This window comes from Bradyrhizobium sp. 6(2017) (assembly GCF_011058295.2).
Lineage (GTDB): Bacteria > Pseudomonadota > Alphaproteobacteria > Rhizobiales > Xanthobacteraceae > Bradyrhizobium > Bradyrhizobium septentrionale.
The window spans coordinates 2,754,133-2,773,138 of sequence record NZ_CP049289.2; the positions used below are offsets into that span (position 1 = coordinate 2,754,133).

The window sequence follows — 19,006 nt, forward strand, 5'->3', positions numbered from 1 at the left end:
TGACGCTGCCGATTTAGCGTCTTCTGACAAACGCGAGCGGGGCACGGGAGCACTGCGATGGAGTTAGGGCGCGTTGCGCTTGGCATTTGTTTTTTCCTTGCCCTGGGACGATCTGCGGCGGCGGATGCAGGATTGACCAACTTTGGTCATCTGACCGGCGTCCCGCGCGCGACCGAAGAGAAGCGTGCGGCTACACCTCGCAAGCAAAAGAAAGCGCCTGCCGCTAACGCGAGCCGGGACCGGCCGATTGATCCTTGGCAACCAGTTCCGACGAAGTACGTGTCCCTGGCAAACTTGGCTCCCGGCCTCTTGCCTTTCTTCAATAATGGACCTGTGTTCGGAATACCTGGAACGGTGACCGGGGATATCTGGCATCGTACTCAGCTCACCGGCGACTGGGGTGGCGCGCGAACGGACTGGGCGCTTCACGGCGTTTTCATCGATATCTATTCGACCAGCTATTATCAGAGCGTAACATCCGGCGGACTAAAAGCCGGCGGTTCCTTTGTGCAGAACACACAGGCTTCGCTCAACATCGACACCGGGCGAGCCGGCCTTTGGTCTGGCGGCCTGCTGCATCTGACCCTGCATTCGCGCTTTGGTGATACTCCGGCGGATACCTTCACGGCAGGCGCGACGGTTCCCCAGTATACCGGGCTCGCCTATCCCGACCCGCTTCGCGCAAATGATGTCCTGCCCGCGCAATTCTTTCTGACTCAATCACTCACCAAAGAATTCAGCGTCCTCATCGGCAAAGTTGCTGTCGTCTACCTCGCCGATCAGACGCTGTTCGGCGACAGCTACAAATACGACTTTACCAACTTCAACTTCAACAAGAGCCCGGCGGCGCTCAATTTCTTCAATGCTGTTTCATGGACGGCGCTAGGCGTGTGGGCGCCCAGTCCACAGTTTACCGTTTACGGCGGTGTGTTTGATCCAAATTCCAAGGCAGACAACTTCGCCGACCATGCCTTCGAGACGGTCAATCTCTACATCACCTCGATCCTGTCCTACTCGGTTGGGGGCCTCCCTGGTCAATTCGCACCGGCCTTCAATTGGTCCAACAAGCCGAAACTCAATCTCGAGTCCCCGTTCGGACCGTTGACCACGCTGGCTGCGACAAGCCAGGCCGTTGGCGCCCTTATTGGTGGCTTCCCGAGCGACGGCTTGCCCGCCAATTTCAAGGATCAGAGCTGGGTCGTGATTGCTAACGCCTCGCAGTATCTCTATGTCATGGACGACCCCACAACGATTGCAGAGAAGCTGAAAAGCGGCCAACCGCTCCGCGGGATCGGGATTTTTGGCAGGGTTGGATATGGTCCAGAGGCCACAAATCCGGTTACCAGCTACGCAAGCGTCGCGCTGGTCGCGCATGGTCTGTTCAACGGCAGGGAATGCGACGGTTTCGGAGCGGGAGTTTATTACAACAGGGTCAGCAGCAATCTGAAGACAGACATCGCTCGGCTTACGCTGGGGAATGCCAGCGCGAGCGACGAGAGCGGCATTGAGGTGTTCTACAATTTTGCGGTTACGCCGGCTGTCCGATTGATCCCCAGTTACCAGCACATATGGCATCCACTCGCTGCCCAAATCGCCAAAGGCCAGGATCACGCCGATCTCTTTCTGACGCGTCTCACTGTGGCTTGGTGAGTTACGGTAACAAGGAACAATCTCCACGCTCTCGAGCCGGAAAACGCCGAGCGACTTTGGAGCCTCGCAACGACAATGCTGGCGCTGTAACGACGCGAACTAGTGTCAAAATTGCTTAGCTTGCATTTCCTCAAATTCGTCGCGACACGCGTCGCTGAAGCCACGCAACAGATCGATCGTGCCATCGATGGCCATTTCGCGCAGTTCGACGAAACTCTTGTCTGGCTCCAAATAGGTGTCCAGGATCTTTCGGACGACGTCTTCGGCTCGCCGGATCACCGTCTTCGAAGACACCGCCCGCATTCCGCTAAGCTTCGCGTAAAGACCGACCAAGCCGGGTATGTCGGCTTCGTCGTGCTGGAGGGCATCAATATAACATTTGGCGGCGTCCTCGATGAAATCACTGTAAAGGACCTGCCGGCGGCTCTTCTCGTGAAGAGTCCACTCGACGCGGACCTGGCTTCGGTGGTTCAGCCAAGTCGCCACTCCGCTGGTCAAGCCGCCGACAGCTGCACCCGTGAGGGCGGCGAGCGCCGAGATGATGGAGACGTCCACAGTTGCAGTCCCTCACAATTCCTATGACGCGGAGGAACGCGGCCCTTCGGAAATCAGCCTCGAGCTGCGTTGTCCGGTTAGATAAGACCAGAACCACTGCGTTTGGACCCGGAAACGGTTCTGAAGCTGTGGCAACGCGAGCACGTGTAACGCGGCCCACACCAGCCAGGTCAGAAAACCACTGCTGCGCAAATGGCCGGACTCGAGGATTGCGAAATTCTTTCCGACCACCGCCATGTTGCCCTTGTTGCGGTATCGGAACGGCCGACCATCCTTGCGCCCCCTGACACGGTTGGCGATGACATGCCCGACAAATCGGCCCTGTTGAATGGCTGCCTGCGCCACTCCGGGGACGGGGTGACCATCCTGGGTTATCGTGGCTGCATCTCCCGCGACAAAGACGTTGAGCGCCTCGGGGATGTCCATGAAAGCGCCAACGAAAGCGCGCCCGGCGCGGTCAGTCTTCGCTCCGAGCATTTTTACGACAGGCGAAGCGTTTACGCCTGCCGTCCAAAGGACGGTGGCGCTGGGAATGCGAGTGCCCGCCGCGATCACGCCTTGATCGTCAACCTTCTCGACCTTAACGCCGGTCGAAACTTCAACGCCGAGCTTGGTTAGTCGCCTGGTTGCTTTTCGCGACAGAGATTCTGCAAAGGTCGGAAGAATACGGGCGCCGCCGTCGACTAACACAATTCGGCTCTTGGCAGGGTCGATCTTGCGAAAATTGTTGCGCAGGGTCACCGCGACCAGTTGAGCGATCGAAGCGGCAAGCTCGACGCCGGTCGGGCCGGCGCCCACCAGCACAAAGGTCATTTGGCGCGCGCGTTCTTTCTCGTCATCGGTCGCTTCAGCCAATTCAAATGCGCCTAGGATCTTGGTTCGAATTGTCTCAGCATCGTTGAGGCTCTTGAGGCCTGGTGCAAAGCGCGCGAATTCGTCGTGACCGAAATAGCTCGGACGCATGCCGGCGGCGATCACGAGGAAGTCGTACTCAAGTTTTCGAGGACCTATTCCCGGGCAATATACGTCGACGGTCCGAGTTCCCAGGTTGATGCCCTTAACCTCGGCCATCAATACGCTGAGGTTCTTCTGTTTCGCCTCGAGCTGCCGGATTGGCGCCGCAATCTCGGATGGCGCCAATACAGCGGTGGCGACCTGGTACAAGAGTGGCTGGAAAATATGATGATTGCGCCGGTCGATCAGGGTTATTTCGACATTGGCTCGCTTGAGCGCCCGTGCAGCCGCGATGCCGGCGAAGCCTCCACCCACGATCAGGACGCGTTTCTTACCTAAGACCGCTTTTGCCACAGGCGGCGGTTCTAGCGGAAACGATTTGGTCAGAACTGTCTTCATGGAAACTACTCCGATCCGAAGGCGACTCAGTCTCGGGTATCGATATGGGAGTGGTGTGACTTCTCGTCTTGAACGGCGCTGCGGTGCATGGAACGTTCACGACGTTATTTATTAATGCGGACAGCAAGCATTTGAACAATGGGCGCTGCGAACCAGCCCTAAGGTCACGGCGATAACGATCAGGAATGCTGTCGCGCCGTTCGTTACGATGCTCGTCAGCAGAGTCGGGCGCCCGACCCGATCGTCCGGCTATCGCGAGCGTGCACCGATCTGCTCTAGGAGAAGCTGGCGCAGCCAGCTTTTGAAACTCGCGCGAACTATTCTGAAAATCGTGCGATTGCAGCGCGCTTTCCGAATTCATCAGCTGACAGTTTTGAGCACAATTGGCGTTAATCCCGCAGCCGCATTCAAGCGCGCCTGGCGGCGAGAAGGCATATTGAGCGCCTGGCTTTGAGAAGCTGTTCCAGCTCAACACGACGGCTCTCGTACTAGATGATGAAGCATCGAGCGCCCGGCACGCCCAACTCTCCACCGGAGCCTACCCTTGAACGCCCCATCCAAACGACCGCCGTTAGCCCATGCATCTGGCACCCCAGTCACGGATAATTTTAACATTCAGACCGCGGGGCCGCGCGGCCCCGCTCTGCTGCAGGATGTCTGGCTGATCGAGAAGCTCGCCCATTTCGCCCGCGAAGTGATCCCCGAGCGCCGCATGCACGCCAAGGGATCCGGCGCCCACGGCACCTTCACCGTCACGCACGACATCACGCGCTACACCAAGGCTAGGATTTTCTCCGAGATCGGCAAGCAGACCCCAATGTTCGCCCGTTTCTCGACCGTCGCGGGCGAGCGCGGCGCTGCTGACGCCGAGCGCGATATCCGCGATAGCTATCATCGTGACGGCGCCATGCGCACTGGCGGCAATCTCGGCGGAACCCCCAGCTATTTCCCCAATAGCCGGGGCGAGTGGATCGATCAGCCGCAGCTTAATGAGCCGCTGCTGGAGCTCGAAGGCGGGGCTGCACATTGGGACCATCGTGTCGACGATGATCACTACCGGCAGCCCGGCAACCTCTTTCGCAAGATGACTCCTGCCCAGCAGCAAATTCTGTTCGACAATGCGGCTCGCCAGGTCGGCGCCGCAGCTAGGCACATTCAGGAGCGTCATGTCGTCAACTGCGCCAAGGCAGATCCTGCCTACGGCGCAGGCGTCGCGAAGGCGCTGGGCATCGAATTATGATCGTACATAATCGCGGCTGAGTAGGCCTCGCGCTCCGCGCCCGCCGATGGCGCTCACTGCGCCGTCGGCCGCCCGCACCGTGTCTGCGGAAGAAGCAGGGTCGTCGCGACGCGACGTGTCGAGGAAAGTGAAGTCGGCAGCATCGGCGCGAAATGAAAGGGCAAAGGAGCCGATATGAGGAGTGCATTGAGTCTGGCTACATTCGCCATCGGAGTGCTGTGCTTCGTGGCGTTCGTTACCAAAGTAAAGCCGGCTTCCATCGTTGCAGCGCCTTCGCCGATTGAGCAGTCGCGGGCCCAGTGATGGGTCCTGCGATTCCGATATGTCTTAAAGCAGAACCGAGATTTATCAATTATCGGGGCCGATAAGCGGTGCCTATAGCTCGCTATTTTATCTTTGTTGGAAGCGCGCTTGCGGCCTTGCTGTTCATCTCCGACTGGCTTCTGGCAAACCCCCGAGCGACGTCCGCTGATCGGTCCGTCGCCCTCTATAGAGCGGTCATCCGGATCAAGTCCGCCAACAAATGGCCGGAGAAGGTCGTTTTGGATACAAGCCAGCTGACTATCACACCTCCCGTTGTCATGGACGCCCCGACGATCCAATCGTCGAGCCCACTACCGTCTGACAAATCGCCGGATCGTTTGAAATTTGACGCTACGAGCTTGTTAAAGTCAGATGCACAGACGGCCGCGATAAATCATCCGACCCCGCAATCCAGGGCCCGCACGACGAGGGCCCCTCGATCGAGGCGTGCAGCGAAAGGTCCTGTCATACACCGCCGAACGGTAATGAGCAGGGACTGTTGCCAGTTAGGGTGGGTTGATAGCGGTCAAACAGGGTCGAATGCTATGCCGCACAGGCGCGCGGCGTCGTCATGGCAATTGGATTGACGTGCGCTCGATCGGCAGAAATTGAAAGACAAAAGAGCTCTGCAGGTGCGCACGGAAGTGCGCATCAATCATCTAAATTAGTCAGCAACGTACAAGATCGCCCAAAGTACATCCGCTATTCTTTACAGCATCAAGACGAAATCGGCAGCCCATTTGGCGTCTCGTTCAAGTCACACGAGCGGGCTGCATTTCGCATTCGGAGCAACCTAGCATGATCGAGTACCTAATTGCTGCGCGCGCTGCGGTCATCCTCTGGACCAGTTTCGTAGTAATGCCGGCCGAGATTGTCTTTGACGCGATTGAAGCCGAGCTGGAGCGTCGCGGCGTCGAGCAATGAAGGCTCCTGTCCGAAGGTATTCACCGCGAGCGCTGTTCGGAACGGTATTGATACCCGAACGAAACCATGGCGAACGCCTCTGGTCAGAGAGAACAACTCGTTGGAGCACGAAATGACAGAGCGCGCCGCACAGTTGCCGAATCCTGACGGATCGTTGCTCCTTCGCGAGTTGGACCACAGAATAAAGAACGAGCTCACGTCGGCCATCTGCGCGTTTTCGACCAAGGCGGTGCAGTCGGAGAGTGTCGCGGTCAAAGCGACGCTGCTCGATGTCGTAGACGTCTTGCATCGATGGGCCGATGTTCATCGTGCGCTGCATATGCCGGATCAGGGGGGCCTCACCGATGCCGCGAGATACCTCCAGCAGCTCTGCTTCGCAATCACCAAATACCGGCTCGATTGTCGGGCGATACGTGTCTTGTTTTCGGCGGACGATCTGAGGCTTGAAGGAGAGCGTTGTTGGAAGCTTGGACTGATTGTATCCGAGCTGCTGACCAATGTGGCACGACACGTACGATTTGACGGTAAGCATCCAGAATTGCGGGTGAGGTTGATGCTTGCAGGCAATGTCGTAAAGTGCGGGGTGTCTGACAATGGGGCGGCGCCTGAACCCATCCGGCGCGGTCGAGGGCTTACGATCGTCGGCGAACTGGCCAGCAGTCTGGGGGGCCACGTTCATACGTCCTGCGCTGCCGAAGGATCTTCGTTCCTCCTCACCTTTCCATTGACTGAGGCCGAGCAATGCGCCGCTGGCGCGGCTCAACATGTCTTGAAGCAGAGGAAGATGGGCCGCGCTCAGCGGTTGGCGCCGTCAAGGTAGCGGGGAAACGTCACTGATGGAAAGCGGAGCTAATTCTTGAACAGTATCGCCAATCCCGCGGGAGCTGTCCCGCAGTTCGCTCAGCGTCGGGTCCTCCATATCGTCTTTGCCTCCACCAGCGGACATACGGAGTACGTGGTGGGTGCGCTGATGGAGTCCTTGAGAAACAGTATTCTAGGCTGGGAGATCGAGGCAACGATCGCCGAGAAAGCGCAACCACAGGATTTGCTGAGGGGAAATGTTCTCCTGCTCGCCTCCGCAACCTGGAATACCGGGGGCACCGAGGGGCAATTGAATCCGCACATGTGGGAGCTACTCCATGATAAGGCGAAGACTCTGGATTTGGCCGGCAAACCGTGTGCGTGCATCGGACTAGGCGACCATCGATACTTCTACACGGCGCGAGCGGCGGATCATTTGGAACACTACGTTGAGGTCCACCATGGTCGGTTGATCGTTCCAACGCTTAAAATCATAGATGAGCCCTATGGCCAAGAAAAGACCGTAGGAGCCTGGAGCAAACAGTTGGTGGATGTCTTGAAACCGGCAGATCGGTGTTAGGCGATGCCCCGCATCTCTCTCAAAATCGTCGGCGCGTCCGGACAGGGAATAAACTCCATTGGCGCAATCATCGCCAAAGGCCTCAAGAGATCCGGATACTGCGCGTTCGGCTACCGCGAGTATCCCTCCCTTATAAAAGGCGGACACGCGAGCTATCAACTGGACATCTCGAATGACCAAATCCGCAGCACGGAAACCAAGGTGAACGTGCTTGTCGCGCTCAACCATCACGGTCTCGAGCTGAACATTGAGGAGCTGAAACAAGGCGGGATCGTGCTGCACGTGACGCCCGGGTGGCAGTTTCCGGAGCACCATCGGAATCTGATCGCGGAGCGAAGCCTTCGCGTCATCTATTTTCCGGTCGATGACATTCTCAAGCGCCTCGGCGCGAGGGCAATTCTGTCGAACGTGCTGCTGACGGCGTTTGTCTGGTCCATGCTGGACCAGGATATCGATGTCATCAAATCCCTCGTCGGAGCGACGTTTGCGAAGAAGAAAGCTCTGCTCGAACTCAACATGCGATGTATCGAAGAGGGATATTCCTTTGTCGATCCGGAGCAGGGGACGGTCTCCGTCACGTTGCCGCCGCCTGACAGGGGTTTCGCCAACCACCTTTTGATTACCGGCAGTCAAGCGATGGGGCTCGGCGCGGTTCATGCGGGGGTACGGCTCTATGCCGGCTACCCGATGACACCCTCCAGTCCGCTGCTGTCATTCATCGCCGAGCTCGAAAACAAGACCCACATGGTGGTCAAGCAGGCGGAAGACGAAATCACCGCAGCCCAGATCGTGAGTGGGGCGATGTACATGGGAACCCGCGCGCTCACGGCCACTTCCGGTGTCGGTTTTGATCTCATGAGCGAGACACTGTCCCTGAATGCCATGATCGAGAACCCGACGGTGTTTGTGTTAGCGCAACGCCCCGGTCCGGCGACCGGCCTGCCGACCTGGACAGCCCAAGGAAGTCTCTTGCAGGCCACGAACTGCTCCGCAGGCGAATTTACGCGCTGCGTGATTTCGGTCAGCAACAGCCAGGACGCCTTCGATCTGATGCCGGTCGCATTCAACCTGGCGGAGCAGTACCAGATCAGTGTCATTGTCCTCACCGACAAGCAGATCGCCGAGGCGCTGTACACGCAACACCCGTACGATCTGGAAAAGGCCGAAATTGATCGTGGCAGGCTTGTCGTCGATCCCGAGAAGCTGGAACTCCTGAAGTCTTCTGATCGATTTAACCCGCACGCCCAGGGCGGCGTTTCGTTGCGATGGCTTCCCGGCAGCCGCGCGGCGACCTATTGCGCGCAAGGTGATGAACACAATTCCATCGGCGCGGTGGATGAGTCCAGTCTCAACACGAAGTTGCAGATGGAGAAGAGGCTGCGGAAGTTTCACGGATTGAAAGCGGGACTTCCGGCCCCTCACTTAAGTATCGGCGGTCGCAGCACAACGACGAGCGACTGGATTGATACCGGCGACGAAATCGAGTTGCTCGCGATTGGCTGGGGAAGCACCGGCGACGTATTTCAGGACGTCATGCATAGCGATGAACTGCGAGGGCGGAAGATTGCGTATTTGCACTTCACATATCTCTGGCCGCTCCGCACCCAGGAGCTTCAGGTTTTGGCCAAGCGATCGAAGCGGCTGGTCCTGGTGGAGCAGAACTATCAGGGGCAGCTGGGCATGCTCATCAGGATGGAATGCGGGCTGGATATCCCGGACAAGATTCTCAAGTACGACGGCCGACCGTTTTTCTACGATGAGCTTCTTTCGTCGGTGATGGAGAGATGCGCGAGCGCCTCGGAAAACGAAGCGACGTCTCCCGGTTTCGAACATGCGGGTAGCCCATCATGAATATCGCTCTGCAGACCCAGCCGCCCGCTCTTTCCGACTACTATTCGGAGACCAAATGCATCTGGTGTGACGGCTGCGGCAACTATGGCATTTGGAGCGCCGTGAAGTATGCGCTGGTGGAGCTGAATTTGCACCCATGGCAGGTGTGCCTTTGCTACGATGTCGGGTGCAACGGCAATGGCTCGGACAAGATTGAGGGCTACCGCTTCCACGGGCTGCATGGTCGCGTCATCCCGTTTGCAGCAGGCGCGAAACTTGCGAACATGAAGGCTCCGGTCATCGCCTTCGGCGGGGATGGCGGGACCTTCTCGGAAGGTGTCGGGCATCTGGTCCATGGCGTGAGAAGCAATTATCCCATCACGTTTGTCCTGCACAACAACACAAACTTTGGGCTAACCACCGGGCAGGCGAGCTCGCTCACTCCACAGGGCCAGCCAATGAACACGAGCCCTTACGGGATCCCCGAGCATACGTTGGCGAGCATGGACCTGATCTTCTCGCTCAACCCAACCTTCGTTGCTCGGGGCTTTAGCGGTGACATCAAACTAATTACTCGTATTCTCAAAGCCGCCATTCAGCACCGCGGCTTTGCCTTCGTCGAGATGCTCCAGGCGTGTCCGACATACAATCACTTCGCGACGCACGAATATCTTCTGAACAGGTACTTCGATGCAAATGCCGATGGTCACGACCCGGGCAATCTGCAGCAGGCGAGGGCGCTCGCTGCGCAGGTTCAGGATCGGATCGCCTGCGGCATTCTCTATCAACGCGAAGACATTCCCCACTTCTATGACCGGCTAGTCCCGCGGCAAGGGCTCGAGACGACCTGCGTGGAGGAGGTGCGGAGGTATGATGTGAGCGAGTATTGGAAGGAATTGGTGTAATCGAATTAACCGTTGGCCGTGCGACAGCGCGGGCTTCGAACATAATCATTTCTTTCGTCCGTCTATTCGAGAAATGCCGGCTAGTTGTAGCTCATGGTCGGGTCTCCCGTGGCGCCAACGATTGGGGATTCCGCGAAGCGGCGTGTTGTGTCCGTCGATAACTTGCAGCTGGACGGCGTCATTCTGTCGGCCGGCGTGCCTCTTGTTAACCGTTCCTCGTCGATCTAAATCGAGTGGGCCAATGTCAAAGAAACAACTATCCGTAGCCCTATTAACGTCGCTGATCTGCGCGCCCTCCTATGCCGGCACCACGTTGGATGGCGAAATCGGCGCGGCTCAGGAACAGGGCGCAAGCGGCAATGGACTTACCGACGAGGCGATAAGCCGTGAACTTGAGTTGTTCCGAGGCGCGAAAATATCACTGCGCCAGGCGCTGAAGATAGCCGGCAGCCTCCACCCCGGCTCGAGGATCGTGGATGTCAGTTTTGATGGCGGCTCCGGCTCATCGGTTTATCACGTGAAGACGTTTCGGCAGGATCATATCTGGGAAGATACGATCGACGCCAAAACAGGGCAGGTTGCGGGCAATGCTGCAGTGTCGTCCATGAGCGAGTTAACCCTAGAGGATCGGCTCAATCTGATCGCCATGCAATCTGTCCGGCAAGAGCTTGCAGATGCAGTCCTCGTAGCCGAGAACAACACGTCAGGAAAAGCGCTCAGTGGCGGACTGATGAACGAAGCTGGCAAGTTGATTTTTGTGATCGTGGTTCTGTCCGGCACAAACCTCAAGCAGATCATGCTCGAACCGCCGAGCGCCAACAACCGGGAAACGCTTCCGCGTCGTTCAAAGCAGCACTGATGCCAAGGATCAGGCCGCTCGGACGGCAACCGAGTGTTGGCCTTTCAATGCCCTTTTTTGGTCCCCCACTATCGGCCACGCTGAGCCCTCGGCTTACGCACCGGCAACAGATCCGTAAATTCCAGGACACAAATCTGCGCATCGGCAGCGGGAAGAGCACGCAAATGCTGAACTTTGAAGGAAACGGCTCCATTTTTTGAGATTGGTGCCTGCCTCAAACTAGCGTGCGCAGCGAGGAAAACGTTACAGCACGCGCAATGGCGGAGTGGAGCAAGATGACCTCCGATGGATGCAGTGATGGCTGAGCGCTATGGACAGCGGGTTGGCGAGCGATTGCGAGTCGAAACGGTTACCCGGGTATTGGGCTCTGTGACGGCCATGCGTGCGGCTTCACAGCTCCAGGTCATTTCACGCGCATGTTCAAAAAGATCGTTGGCGTAAGTCCGGACGCGGGCGGCGGGCGCTTGAGGAATAGCACGCAAGCAGATAAGCGTTGGCTTGGGGGAGAGTCAGTTACCATGTGGAGTAGCTTTCGTTGTCGCAGGCTAGATTGGGCAGTCGCTGTTCTATTTGCCTTCGTTTTGGTCGGTTGCGCGGCCAGACCTGGCCCGGAGGTGCTGACGCCCGTGGCTGCCTCGTCTGGCGAGAAGGCGCTGCAGATCTATGTGGCGACCACGCGTGAGCGCGAGAGTTTGTCGGGGAATGTATTCACTGCGAACCTCGCCAATGCGCTCAACTTTGCAAAGTTTGTCGTCTCGGTGCCGCCCAACCACAAATCCGGAAATATCGAAATGCCGACCGCAACCCCCGATCCACGGAATAGCTTTGCTGTAGTGGATCAGGCCGTGATGAGCGAAGCCGACTTTCGCAGAGCCGTCGCTCCGCAAGGCGATACTCGGCGGACGAAGCACAAAGCCTTCGTTTTCGTGCACGGGTTTAACAGCAACTTCCAAGAGTCGCTGTTCCGACTCGCCCAATTGCAGGCGGACATCAAAATCGACGGGATTCCGATCCTGTTCTCCTGGCCATCACAGGGGCAGGTGGCGGCCTACGAAATGGACAAGCAATCGGCAAGCTATTCTCGCGACTATCTGATGGCTTTACTAACCCTGTTGAGCAGCAGCCCCGAGGTCGGCGACATTGTAGTGGTTGCCCACAGTATGGGTGCTATGTTGACCGTTGACGCTCTGCGCCAGCTTCGTATCGAAGGCAAAGACCGAGTGATCGCCCGGTTAGGCCGTGTTGTGCTGGCGGCGCCCGACATCAACGCGGAGACGTTTCGGGCTCAGGTACAAGCCATCGGTCCGCTCAAGCCACCTTTGCTGGTTCTAGTTTCCAAGGATGATGGTGCACTTCGAGTGTCCAGTTTTCTTGACGGTGGCATCGCGCGTGCTGGCGATATCAACGTTGACGATCCTGTTGTGCGGGAGGCTGCCCTCAAGGAAAAGGTTCAGATCGTCGACATTTCGAAGCTCGCAAAGCACGACGATTTGGGGCATGACCAGTTCGTCAGTGTTGCTGTGCTTTATTCACGATTGCACGACCAAGTCGCGCGTTTTCGCAACACGGCTGGCACATTCAGCTTTGTGGATGACGGTGAAACGTTCTTGCGGCCGATCGACATCGGAGATCAGGTGGCTGCGCAATGACGACTTGCAAGGATCTCACCTACCTCCGGCGCATAGTTGACTCGACGAAGGGTGAGGTCCGGAAGGCGCCAAAAGCGGCATCGATCACGGATAGCGGTTCAGTCAGCGGGGATCGTAAACTGAAAGAGAGCTCCGCGCGGCTCGCACCCCGTCGCCCACAGCCGCCCACCATGGGCTTCGATGATCGAGCGGCAGATCGAGAGGCCGATGCCCATGCCCTCGGGCTTCATCGTGTAGAAGGGTTCAAAGAGACGCGGTAGGCTCTCCGGGCGCAGCCCATGACCGGTATCCCGCACCGCAACGCACACGCCCTCCGGCTCAATACTCATGGTGCTGATGTGTATTTCGCGGTTGCCGTCCTGAATGCCACTCATCGACTGGATGGCATTGGCAATCAAGTTGAACATCACTTGTTGCAGTTGCACCTGATCGCATTGGATGCGTGGCAACTCACCCGCCAGTTGCGTGCCCACCGTGACGCCAGTCTTGATCGTCTCGCTTCGGCTTAGCGCGACCACCTCCAGTATCGCTGCATTGAGGTCGACGACATCCTTCTGGGGGGGCACTTTTCTGATGAGAGACCCGATCCGGTCGACGACTTCGTTGGTTCGACCGGTTTCGTTCACAATGCAGGTGAGCGCCATCCTCGCCTCCGCCACATTGGGCGGGTTTGTCTCTAAGAACCGTAATGCAGCAGCAGCGTATGTGCGTGCCGCCGTAATGGGCTGCTTGATTTCATGCACAATCGAAGTGGTGAGTTGGCCCATGGTAGCGACGCGGTTGGCGTGCGCCAGCTCGGCCTGCATCTCGCGATATTGCCGCTCGCGACGGGTGCTCTCCAAGGCAATGGTGGCTTGCGCAGCGAAGTCCGTGAATAGGCAAATCTGTCTGTCGGTGAACGGCTGTACCCGTGTGCGGCCCAGACTAATTACCCCGACTATATCATTGTCTTTGAGCAGCGGCAGAAACAGGGCCGTTCGATAACGAGCCTTCGCCGCGGTGATCCAAAGATCATCGCGATGATCGCCTTCAAGCGCTGTCAAGTCTGGGATATGGGCGGGTAACTTGCTTGTGGTTAATCGCCCCAGAAAACTCTCCTTGTCGAGCACTGGGAATGAAGACCGCACCTGACTAACCAAAAAGGGGTCCCCTCGTACCGCCACCAGACGAAGGCCGCGTTCTTCGAAGAGGCGCAAGCTGCCCATGTCGGCTCGACAGAGACGCTTGGCGCTGTCGAGGATGGCGTCGAAAATGGGCTGCAAGTCGTGCGGCGAGCTCGCAATGGCGCGCAGCACTTCCGAGATGGCCGCCTGTTGCTCGATGAGTTCGGTCACCCGATCTTCCGGCTCAGAAGCGGCGCGTTCTGCGTGGATACCCTCGGTCATGCGGAGCAGCCTCGGCCTAGAAGTTGAGGGCAGCATAACAGCTCCAGCCGCTGTTCGCGACAGCTCCCTCGCCATCCGGCGCACTCGGGCGATGTCGACTGACGGCTGGTAATTCTCGGGCGATGCAGTAAGATTTGCAGACGGACAGCGGCCTCAGTGCGCAGCGCACGCGAAGCCTTGTCCGCCGAAATCAAGCCGGAAGCTCGACGCCGGAGCTGAGAGATTGTGCCGCATTTGATGATGAACGGCGCTTACTCTGACCGTGGTTCTCACGAATTTTTTGCGATAAGATTTACCTGACGGAATATCCAGAGCGAAAGGGTTGGCCATAGGACCAGCTGCGGGGCCGCTATGGCGCTCTGTCACTGCACAAAACGCACGGGCGGAAGATGACTGTCGTCGATGCAGGCAAGAAGACCGAAGACCAGCTCGGATACGTGGCACAATTGCAAGCCACTCTAAATGTAATTCCCGCGCACACTTGGTACGCATCTCCGTCCGGTGGACTCACCTTCGTGAACCAACGAGCTGCGGACTACCTTGGTCTTCCGAAAGATCATCCTCTGCGTTTCGGCATCGACGTTGGCGCAAAGTGGGACGCCCATCTTCCCTTCGTGCATCCGGACGACCGCGAAGAAACACAAGAAAATTGGTCGACCCGTCTGCGCACGGGTGAGGGCGGTGAGGGGAGTTTTCGAGTTCGTAACGCTGAAGGACGCTACCGCTGGTTCCTCAGTCGCGCCGAGCCGCTCCTGGCGAGCGATGGAACCATACTGCAGTGGGTTGGAGTGAACTTGGATATTGACGAGCTCAAATGGGCGGAGCAGGCCCTGCGGCAGGGCGAATACAAGCTCCGTCAAATAATCGATACCATACCGACCCATGTCGTGCGTTACCAGCCGGACGGCACAGCTGATTTCATGAATCAGACCTTCAGGGAATTCGTTGGTCCGGGGGTCGGGTTCGACAACCTGAGAAGCGTGGTGCATCCGGAAGATTACCCGAAACGCTCGCGCGACTGGGACACACATGTAGCGGCGACAGAGCCGTACGACATCGAAATGCGACTGCGCCGCGCCGACGGCGTGTATCGCTGGCACCGCAGCAGGCGCGTGCCGCTGCGCGACGCGAACGGCGCGATCGTGAACTGGTATGGCGCCGGTCACGACATCGATGACCAGAAACGGGCTGAGCAAGCGTTACGCCGCAGCGAAGCCTATCTGTCGGAAGCACAGAGGCTGAGCCACGTCGGTTCCGCGGCCTACAACGAGACGGAAATGCTTTATTGGTCCGAGGAGGCTTCCCGCATCTGGGGGTTTGATCCGCAGCAGGGCATTCCGAGCCGCGAAGCGGTTTGGCAGCGGATCCACCCAGACGACCTAAACAGGGTGAAGGAAGACGTCGAGCGCGGAGTGCGCGAGAAAAGAAGCTTTACGAACGAGTTCAGAATCATATTGCCCGATGAAACGGTCAAACACATCGAAGCAACTAACTATCCTGTGTTCTCGGCAAGCGCAGAACTACTAGAGATCCTCGTCACCGGTATGGATGTGACGGAACGCAAGCGGGCCGAGGACACGTTGCGGCAGAGCGAGGCGCGTCTTGCCGAAACGCGGCGCGAGTTGCAGGCGACCATCGACAAGATCCCGGCACTGGTCGCAAGCCTTTGGCCGAGCGGAGAGCGCGATTTCGTGAATCTTACCTGGCAGCGTTTTACTGGAATCTCGCAGGAGGAGGCGCGCGGCACGACGCACATGATCCCGGTTCACCCGGATCACCGCGGGCTCGATGCGAGCGATTGGCAGAGGTGCCTCGAGACCGGGGAGCCGTTCGAGCAGGAAGAGCAGCTGCTGCGGGTCGATGGACAGTATCGATGGCATTGGGTCCGCCGCGAGCCGTCGTTCGACGAGAACGGAAAAGTGATTAAGTGGTACGGCATCGGCTTCGACATCGAGGACCGCAAGCGCGCCGAGGATGCGCTGCGGGAGAGCGAGGCCAAGTTCCGCGACTACGCCGAGACCGCCTCGGATTGGTTTTGGGAAATCGGTCCGGACTACAGATTCACACTGTTGACCGCGAATGCGTTTCGTTCGGATCCGGCGGATCGAATCGGGACGTTGTGTTGGGATCGCGCTCTCGACCTTAAAACCGAACCGGAGAAGTGGCGGCTTGTCTGGGCAACCCTCGATTCACGGAAGCCGTTCCGTGATTTCGTATATTGCTCCGTGGACGGCGGCGGCTCTCCGATGTACGTGAGGATTAGCGGCAAGCCAATTTTTGACGCTAATGGAGAATTCCGCGGTTATCGCGGCACCGGCACCGACGTTACGGCATTGCGGACAGCGGAGGCAGAAGCTCGCGAAAGCGAGCGGCGCTATCGTGAGGTACAGTTGGAGCTAGCGCATGCCAACCGTGTCGCGACCATGGGCCAGTTGACGGCCTCGATCGCCCATGAAGTCAACCAGCCGATTACAGCGGCAATCACGTACGCGTTAGCCGCTCGGCGTTTCCTAAGCGCGGACCCGCCGAATTTTCACGAAGCGGATGACGCGCTCTCTCTTATTGTCAAGGAGGGGAATCGCGCAGGGGAGGTCGTGGGGCGAATCCGCGCGCTCATCAAGAAGGCGCCCCCACGAAAAGACGCTGTAGCGATCAACGATGCGATCCTCGAGGTTGTTGCGCTCACCCGTACTGAGGCTGCAGACAACAAAGTCTCGGTGCGGACGCAGTTGGCGGAGGGCTTGCCGCATATCCGGGGAGATCGGGTCCAGCTGCAACAGGTACTGCTTAACCTGATCATCAATGCCATCGAAGCGATGCGCGACGTCGGCGAAGGGGAGCGGGAATTGCTCATCACCAGTCGTAACGAACCGGATGGCGTGTCGGTCGAGGTGCGCGATTCGGGTCTGGGCCTCGCGCCGGTGGCTCTTGAGCGGGTGTTCGAGGCGTTCTACACCACGAAACCGAGCGGTTTGGGGCTCGGGTTGTCAATCTGCCGATCGATCATCGAAGCGCATAATGGACAATTGTGGGCGAGTCCTAACGCGCCACGTGGCGCTATCTTTCGTTTCACTGCGCCGGCTCATCCGGCCGCCGCGTCGTGAGTGGAATGCCGCTTCCGATCGAAGGCGTGGCAGACGTCGAGTCTAGCACGCACCCTGATCACCCGTGGTGAGACGCAATTGTATCGCCGCGGAAGATGCAGGCCTAAGCGTGTGCGCGCTAGGCAACGCGACCTGGGCTATGCGGCTTTGTTGGCGTCAGTTGCAATTGGTCGGCCATACGCGCCAGGTCAGGCAAGGACGATGCCCGCATCTTGCGCATTACCTGGCCACGATGAACCTTTACCGTGATTTCGCTTACGCCGAGGTCGGCTGCGATCTGCTTGTTTAAACGCCCGGTCACCACGAACGCCATGACCTCGCGCTCCCGCGGCGTCAAGGTCTCGAAACGAGCTTTCAGCCCTGCCTTAGCTTGTTCCTGCTCAAGCTGCGCTCGATCACGGGCGTGACCGAGCTGAATCGCTTCAAGCAAATCCTGCTCCCGGAACGGCTTTGTCAGGAATTCAATAGCGCCCCCCTTCATCGCCTGCACCGACATTGGAATGTCGCCATGTCCGGTGATGAAGATTATCGGCAGCCGTCTTTTGGCACCTGCCAGTTCACGCTGAAGCTCGAGCCCGCTCGGGCCGGGAAGCCGCACGTCAAGTACCAGGCAAGTGGGTCCTTCTGGCAGATCCGCTGCGCAAAATTCGCTCACTGACCCGAATAGGCTGGTCCGAAAGCCCGCCGATTGAAGCAGCTTACCTACCGAGTCCCGCACTCCCGGATCATCGTCGATGACCATCACTGTTGGCGGTTGCTCTATCACATGTGCCTCGTTGACATGCGCATCAGCTTTCTAGTCCGCCACCCAGCATAGAGAGATTATCGCAAGGGCGATAGAGGGAACAACAATTCGGTTCCCTCCGATTGCAGCGATCGGTGAACTGCCCTTTTGAAGTCGGCGCGGTGTTCTGCGCCAGGCAGCCAATCGCCCATCAAGGTCGAACCGACTAGCGCTCGCAGAGCCCAACCTTCGTATAGTCCGCACATTCCCATCTGATGCTCGATCTTTCCGCTAGTTCAATAGCGAGCGCCAATGCGTTCCATTATGGTGAAGTTGTCCCGTCCCGAGGCCGATCACTGCCTGCGGCCTTCACTCGCCCTCCAGTCTAGTCCAGGCTGGAGGGACTTTTGTGAGTTAACAGAGGTAGGGTGATATGAAAGTCGATGCCTGTTAACGCAGCGTGGTGCATGGACCACAAAATTTCCGGTCGAGTTACCTATACAATTGTATAATCGAAGCACATAGCGGTTGCGTCTAGGTTGGATGAGCGAGAGTGTGTGGACGACATCCGTTTCTCCAATCGCCGCTCGCCCTTACCGGTCGTGCCAAGTGCCAAATGCCAGACCAATAGTTGCGATAGTCGATGACGACAACGCGGTTGGAAATGCAATCGAAGTTCTAATGCGTTCGGTAGGATTGATCGCCAAGACATTTTCGTCGGGGGAGGAGTTCTTGCGCTCACCCGAACTGAGCCGCACCGGCTGCTTGGTTGTCGACTTCAACATGCCCAAGATGAGTGGCCTCGATTTGCATAACCATTTGTCTCGATTGGGCAAAGAGATTCCCACCGTACTGATCACTGCGTATCCGAGCGATGGTATTCGTGCCCGCGCACTTCAGGCGGGAGTCATCGGCTATCTGCCCAAGCCGTTCGATGAGAGCGACCTCCTGAATTGTATTCAGGCTGCGCTAGATCGTGCAAAGGGACAATAGAGGCGCGCCTTAGCGTGCCAACGTTGCATCAACGGCTGTTAGGCAGGCGATAGGTCGCCTCCGCTGGCCATCGGCGATGTAACTCAGTTTGCGACGGCATCGCAGCGGGAGCAAGCTAGACCTGTCCATTGTCTGTCGACTGATCATGGTG

General features: G+C 58.1%; 15 protein-coding genes and 1 pseudogene. 12 read left to right on the forward strand and 4 right to left on the reverse strand.

The window, feature by feature from the left end; all coding sequences use genetic code 11:
- Positions 1-57 precede the first annotated feature (57 nt).
- The gene (locus tag G6P99_RS13055; protein WP_165128359.1) at positions 58-1,650 is read left to right on the forward strand and encodes a carbohydrate porin; all 1,593 of its coding nucleotides are present in this window, start codon (positions 58-60) and stop codon (positions 1,648-1,650) included.
- A 105-nt stretch (positions 1,651-1,755) separates the two neighbouring features.
- Here the strand turns inward: G6P99_RS13055 and G6P99_RS13060 are convergent, their stop codons facing one another.
- A complete protein-coding gene (locus G6P99_RS13060) occupies positions 1,756-2,205 on the reverse strand; it encodes a hypothetical protein (RefSeq protein WP_165128361.1) in 450 nt (149 codons plus the stop codon).
- 21 nt (positions 2,206-2,226) lie between these two features.
- Positions 2,227-3,558, reverse strand: coding sequence for an NAD(P)/FAD-dependent oxidoreductase (locus G6P99_RS13065; protein WP_165128363.1), 1,332 nt, complete (start codon positions 3,556-3,558; stop codon positions 2,227-2,229).
- Positions 3,559-4,102: 544 nt separating this feature from the next.
- Here G6P99_RS13065 and G6P99_RS47625 point away from each other — a divergent pair.
- The 9 genes and pseudogenes from G6P99_RS47625 to G6P99_RS13105 all read left to right on the forward strand — a co-directional run.
- Positions 4,103-4,441: pseudogene (locus G6P99_RS47625) on the forward strand (catalase); the annotation flags it as partial.
- Between the two features lie 201 nt (positions 4,442-4,642).
- Positions 4,643-4,798 (forward strand): catalase-related domain-containing protein, encoded by a 156-nt coding sequence (locus G6P99_RS47630; RefSeq protein ID WP_414645590.1) that lies wholly within the window; start codon positions 4,643-4,645, stop codon positions 4,796-4,798.
- 1,101 nt (positions 4,799-5,899) lie between these two features.
- The gene (locus tag G6P99_RS13075) at positions 5,900-6,025 is read left to right on the forward strand and encodes a hypothetical protein (RefSeq protein ID WP_256434658.1); all 126 of its coding nucleotides are present in this window, start codon (positions 5,900-5,902) and stop codon (positions 6,023-6,025) included.
- Positions 6,026-6,137: 112 nt separating this feature from the next.
- Positions 6,138-6,845 carry an ATP-binding protein gene (locus G6P99_RS13080; RefSeq protein WP_165128367.1) on the forward strand — a complete coding sequence of 236 codons (708 nt, stop codon included), beginning with the start codon at positions 6,138-6,140 and terminating at the stop codon, positions 6,843-6,845.
- 36 nt (positions 6,846-6,881) lie between these two features.
- Entirely contained in the window at positions 6,882-7,406 is a 525-nt protein-coding gene (locus tag G6P99_RS13085) for a flavodoxin domain-containing protein (protein WP_165128369.1), read from the forward strand.
- Positions 7,407-7,409: 3 nt separating this feature from the next.
- Positions 7,410-9,257, forward strand: a complete 1,848-nt coding sequence (locus tag G6P99_RS13090) for a 2-oxoacid:acceptor oxidoreductase subunit alpha (RefSeq protein WP_165128371.1) — start codon at positions 7,410-7,412, stop codon at positions 9,255-9,257.
- Positions 9,254-10,141 carry a thiamine pyrophosphate-dependent enzyme gene (locus tag G6P99_RS13095; RefSeq protein WP_165128373.1) on the forward strand — a complete coding sequence of 296 codons (888 nt, stop codon included), beginning with the start codon at positions 9,254-9,256 and terminating at the stop codon, positions 10,139-10,141. Before G6P99_RS13090 ends, G6P99_RS13095 begins: the two co-directional genes overlap by 4 nt.
- Positions 10,142-10,382: 241 nt before the next feature.
- Positions 10,383-11,000, forward strand: coding sequence for a PepSY domain-containing protein (locus tag G6P99_RS13100; protein ID WP_165128375.1), 618 nt, complete (start codon positions 10,383-10,385; stop codon positions 10,998-11,000).
- A gap of 626 nt (positions 11,001-11,626) precedes the next feature.
- A complete protein-coding gene (locus tag G6P99_RS13105) occupies positions 11,627-12,649 on the forward strand; it encodes an alpha/beta hydrolase (RefSeq protein WP_165128377.1) in 1,023 nt (340 codons plus the stop codon).
- A 98-nt stretch (positions 12,650-12,747) separates the two neighbouring features.
- Here G6P99_RS13105 and G6P99_RS13110 read toward each other — a convergent pair whose 3' ends face one another.
- Positions 12,748-14,034: a sensor histidine kinase gene (locus G6P99_RS13110; protein WP_165128379.1), complete on the reverse strand. Its 1,287-nt coding sequence runs from the start codon at positions 14,032-14,034 to the stop codon at positions 12,748-12,750.
- A 389-nt stretch (positions 14,035-14,423) separates the two neighbouring features.
- On the opposite strand from G6P99_RS13110, the gene G6P99_RS13115 reads away from it, so the two are divergent.
- Positions 14,424-17,138, forward strand: coding sequence for a PAS domain-containing protein (locus G6P99_RS13115; RefSeq protein WP_165128381.1), 2,715 nt, complete (start codon positions 14,424-14,426; stop codon positions 17,136-17,138).
- Between the two features lie 118 nt (positions 17,139-17,256).
- Here the strand turns inward: G6P99_RS13115 and G6P99_RS13120 are convergent, their stop codons facing one another.
- Entirely contained in the window at positions 17,257-17,904 is a 648-nt protein-coding gene (locus tag G6P99_RS13120) for a response regulator transcription factor (protein WP_165128383.1), read from the reverse strand.
- A 639-nt stretch (positions 17,905-18,543) separates the two neighbouring features.
- On the opposite strand from G6P99_RS13120, the gene G6P99_RS13125 reads away from it, so the two are divergent.
- Positions 18,544-18,855, forward strand: coding sequence for a response regulator transcription factor (locus G6P99_RS13125; protein WP_334262018.1), 312 nt, complete (start codon positions 18,544-18,546; stop codon positions 18,853-18,855).
- Positions 18,856-19,006: the final 151 nt, after the last annotated feature.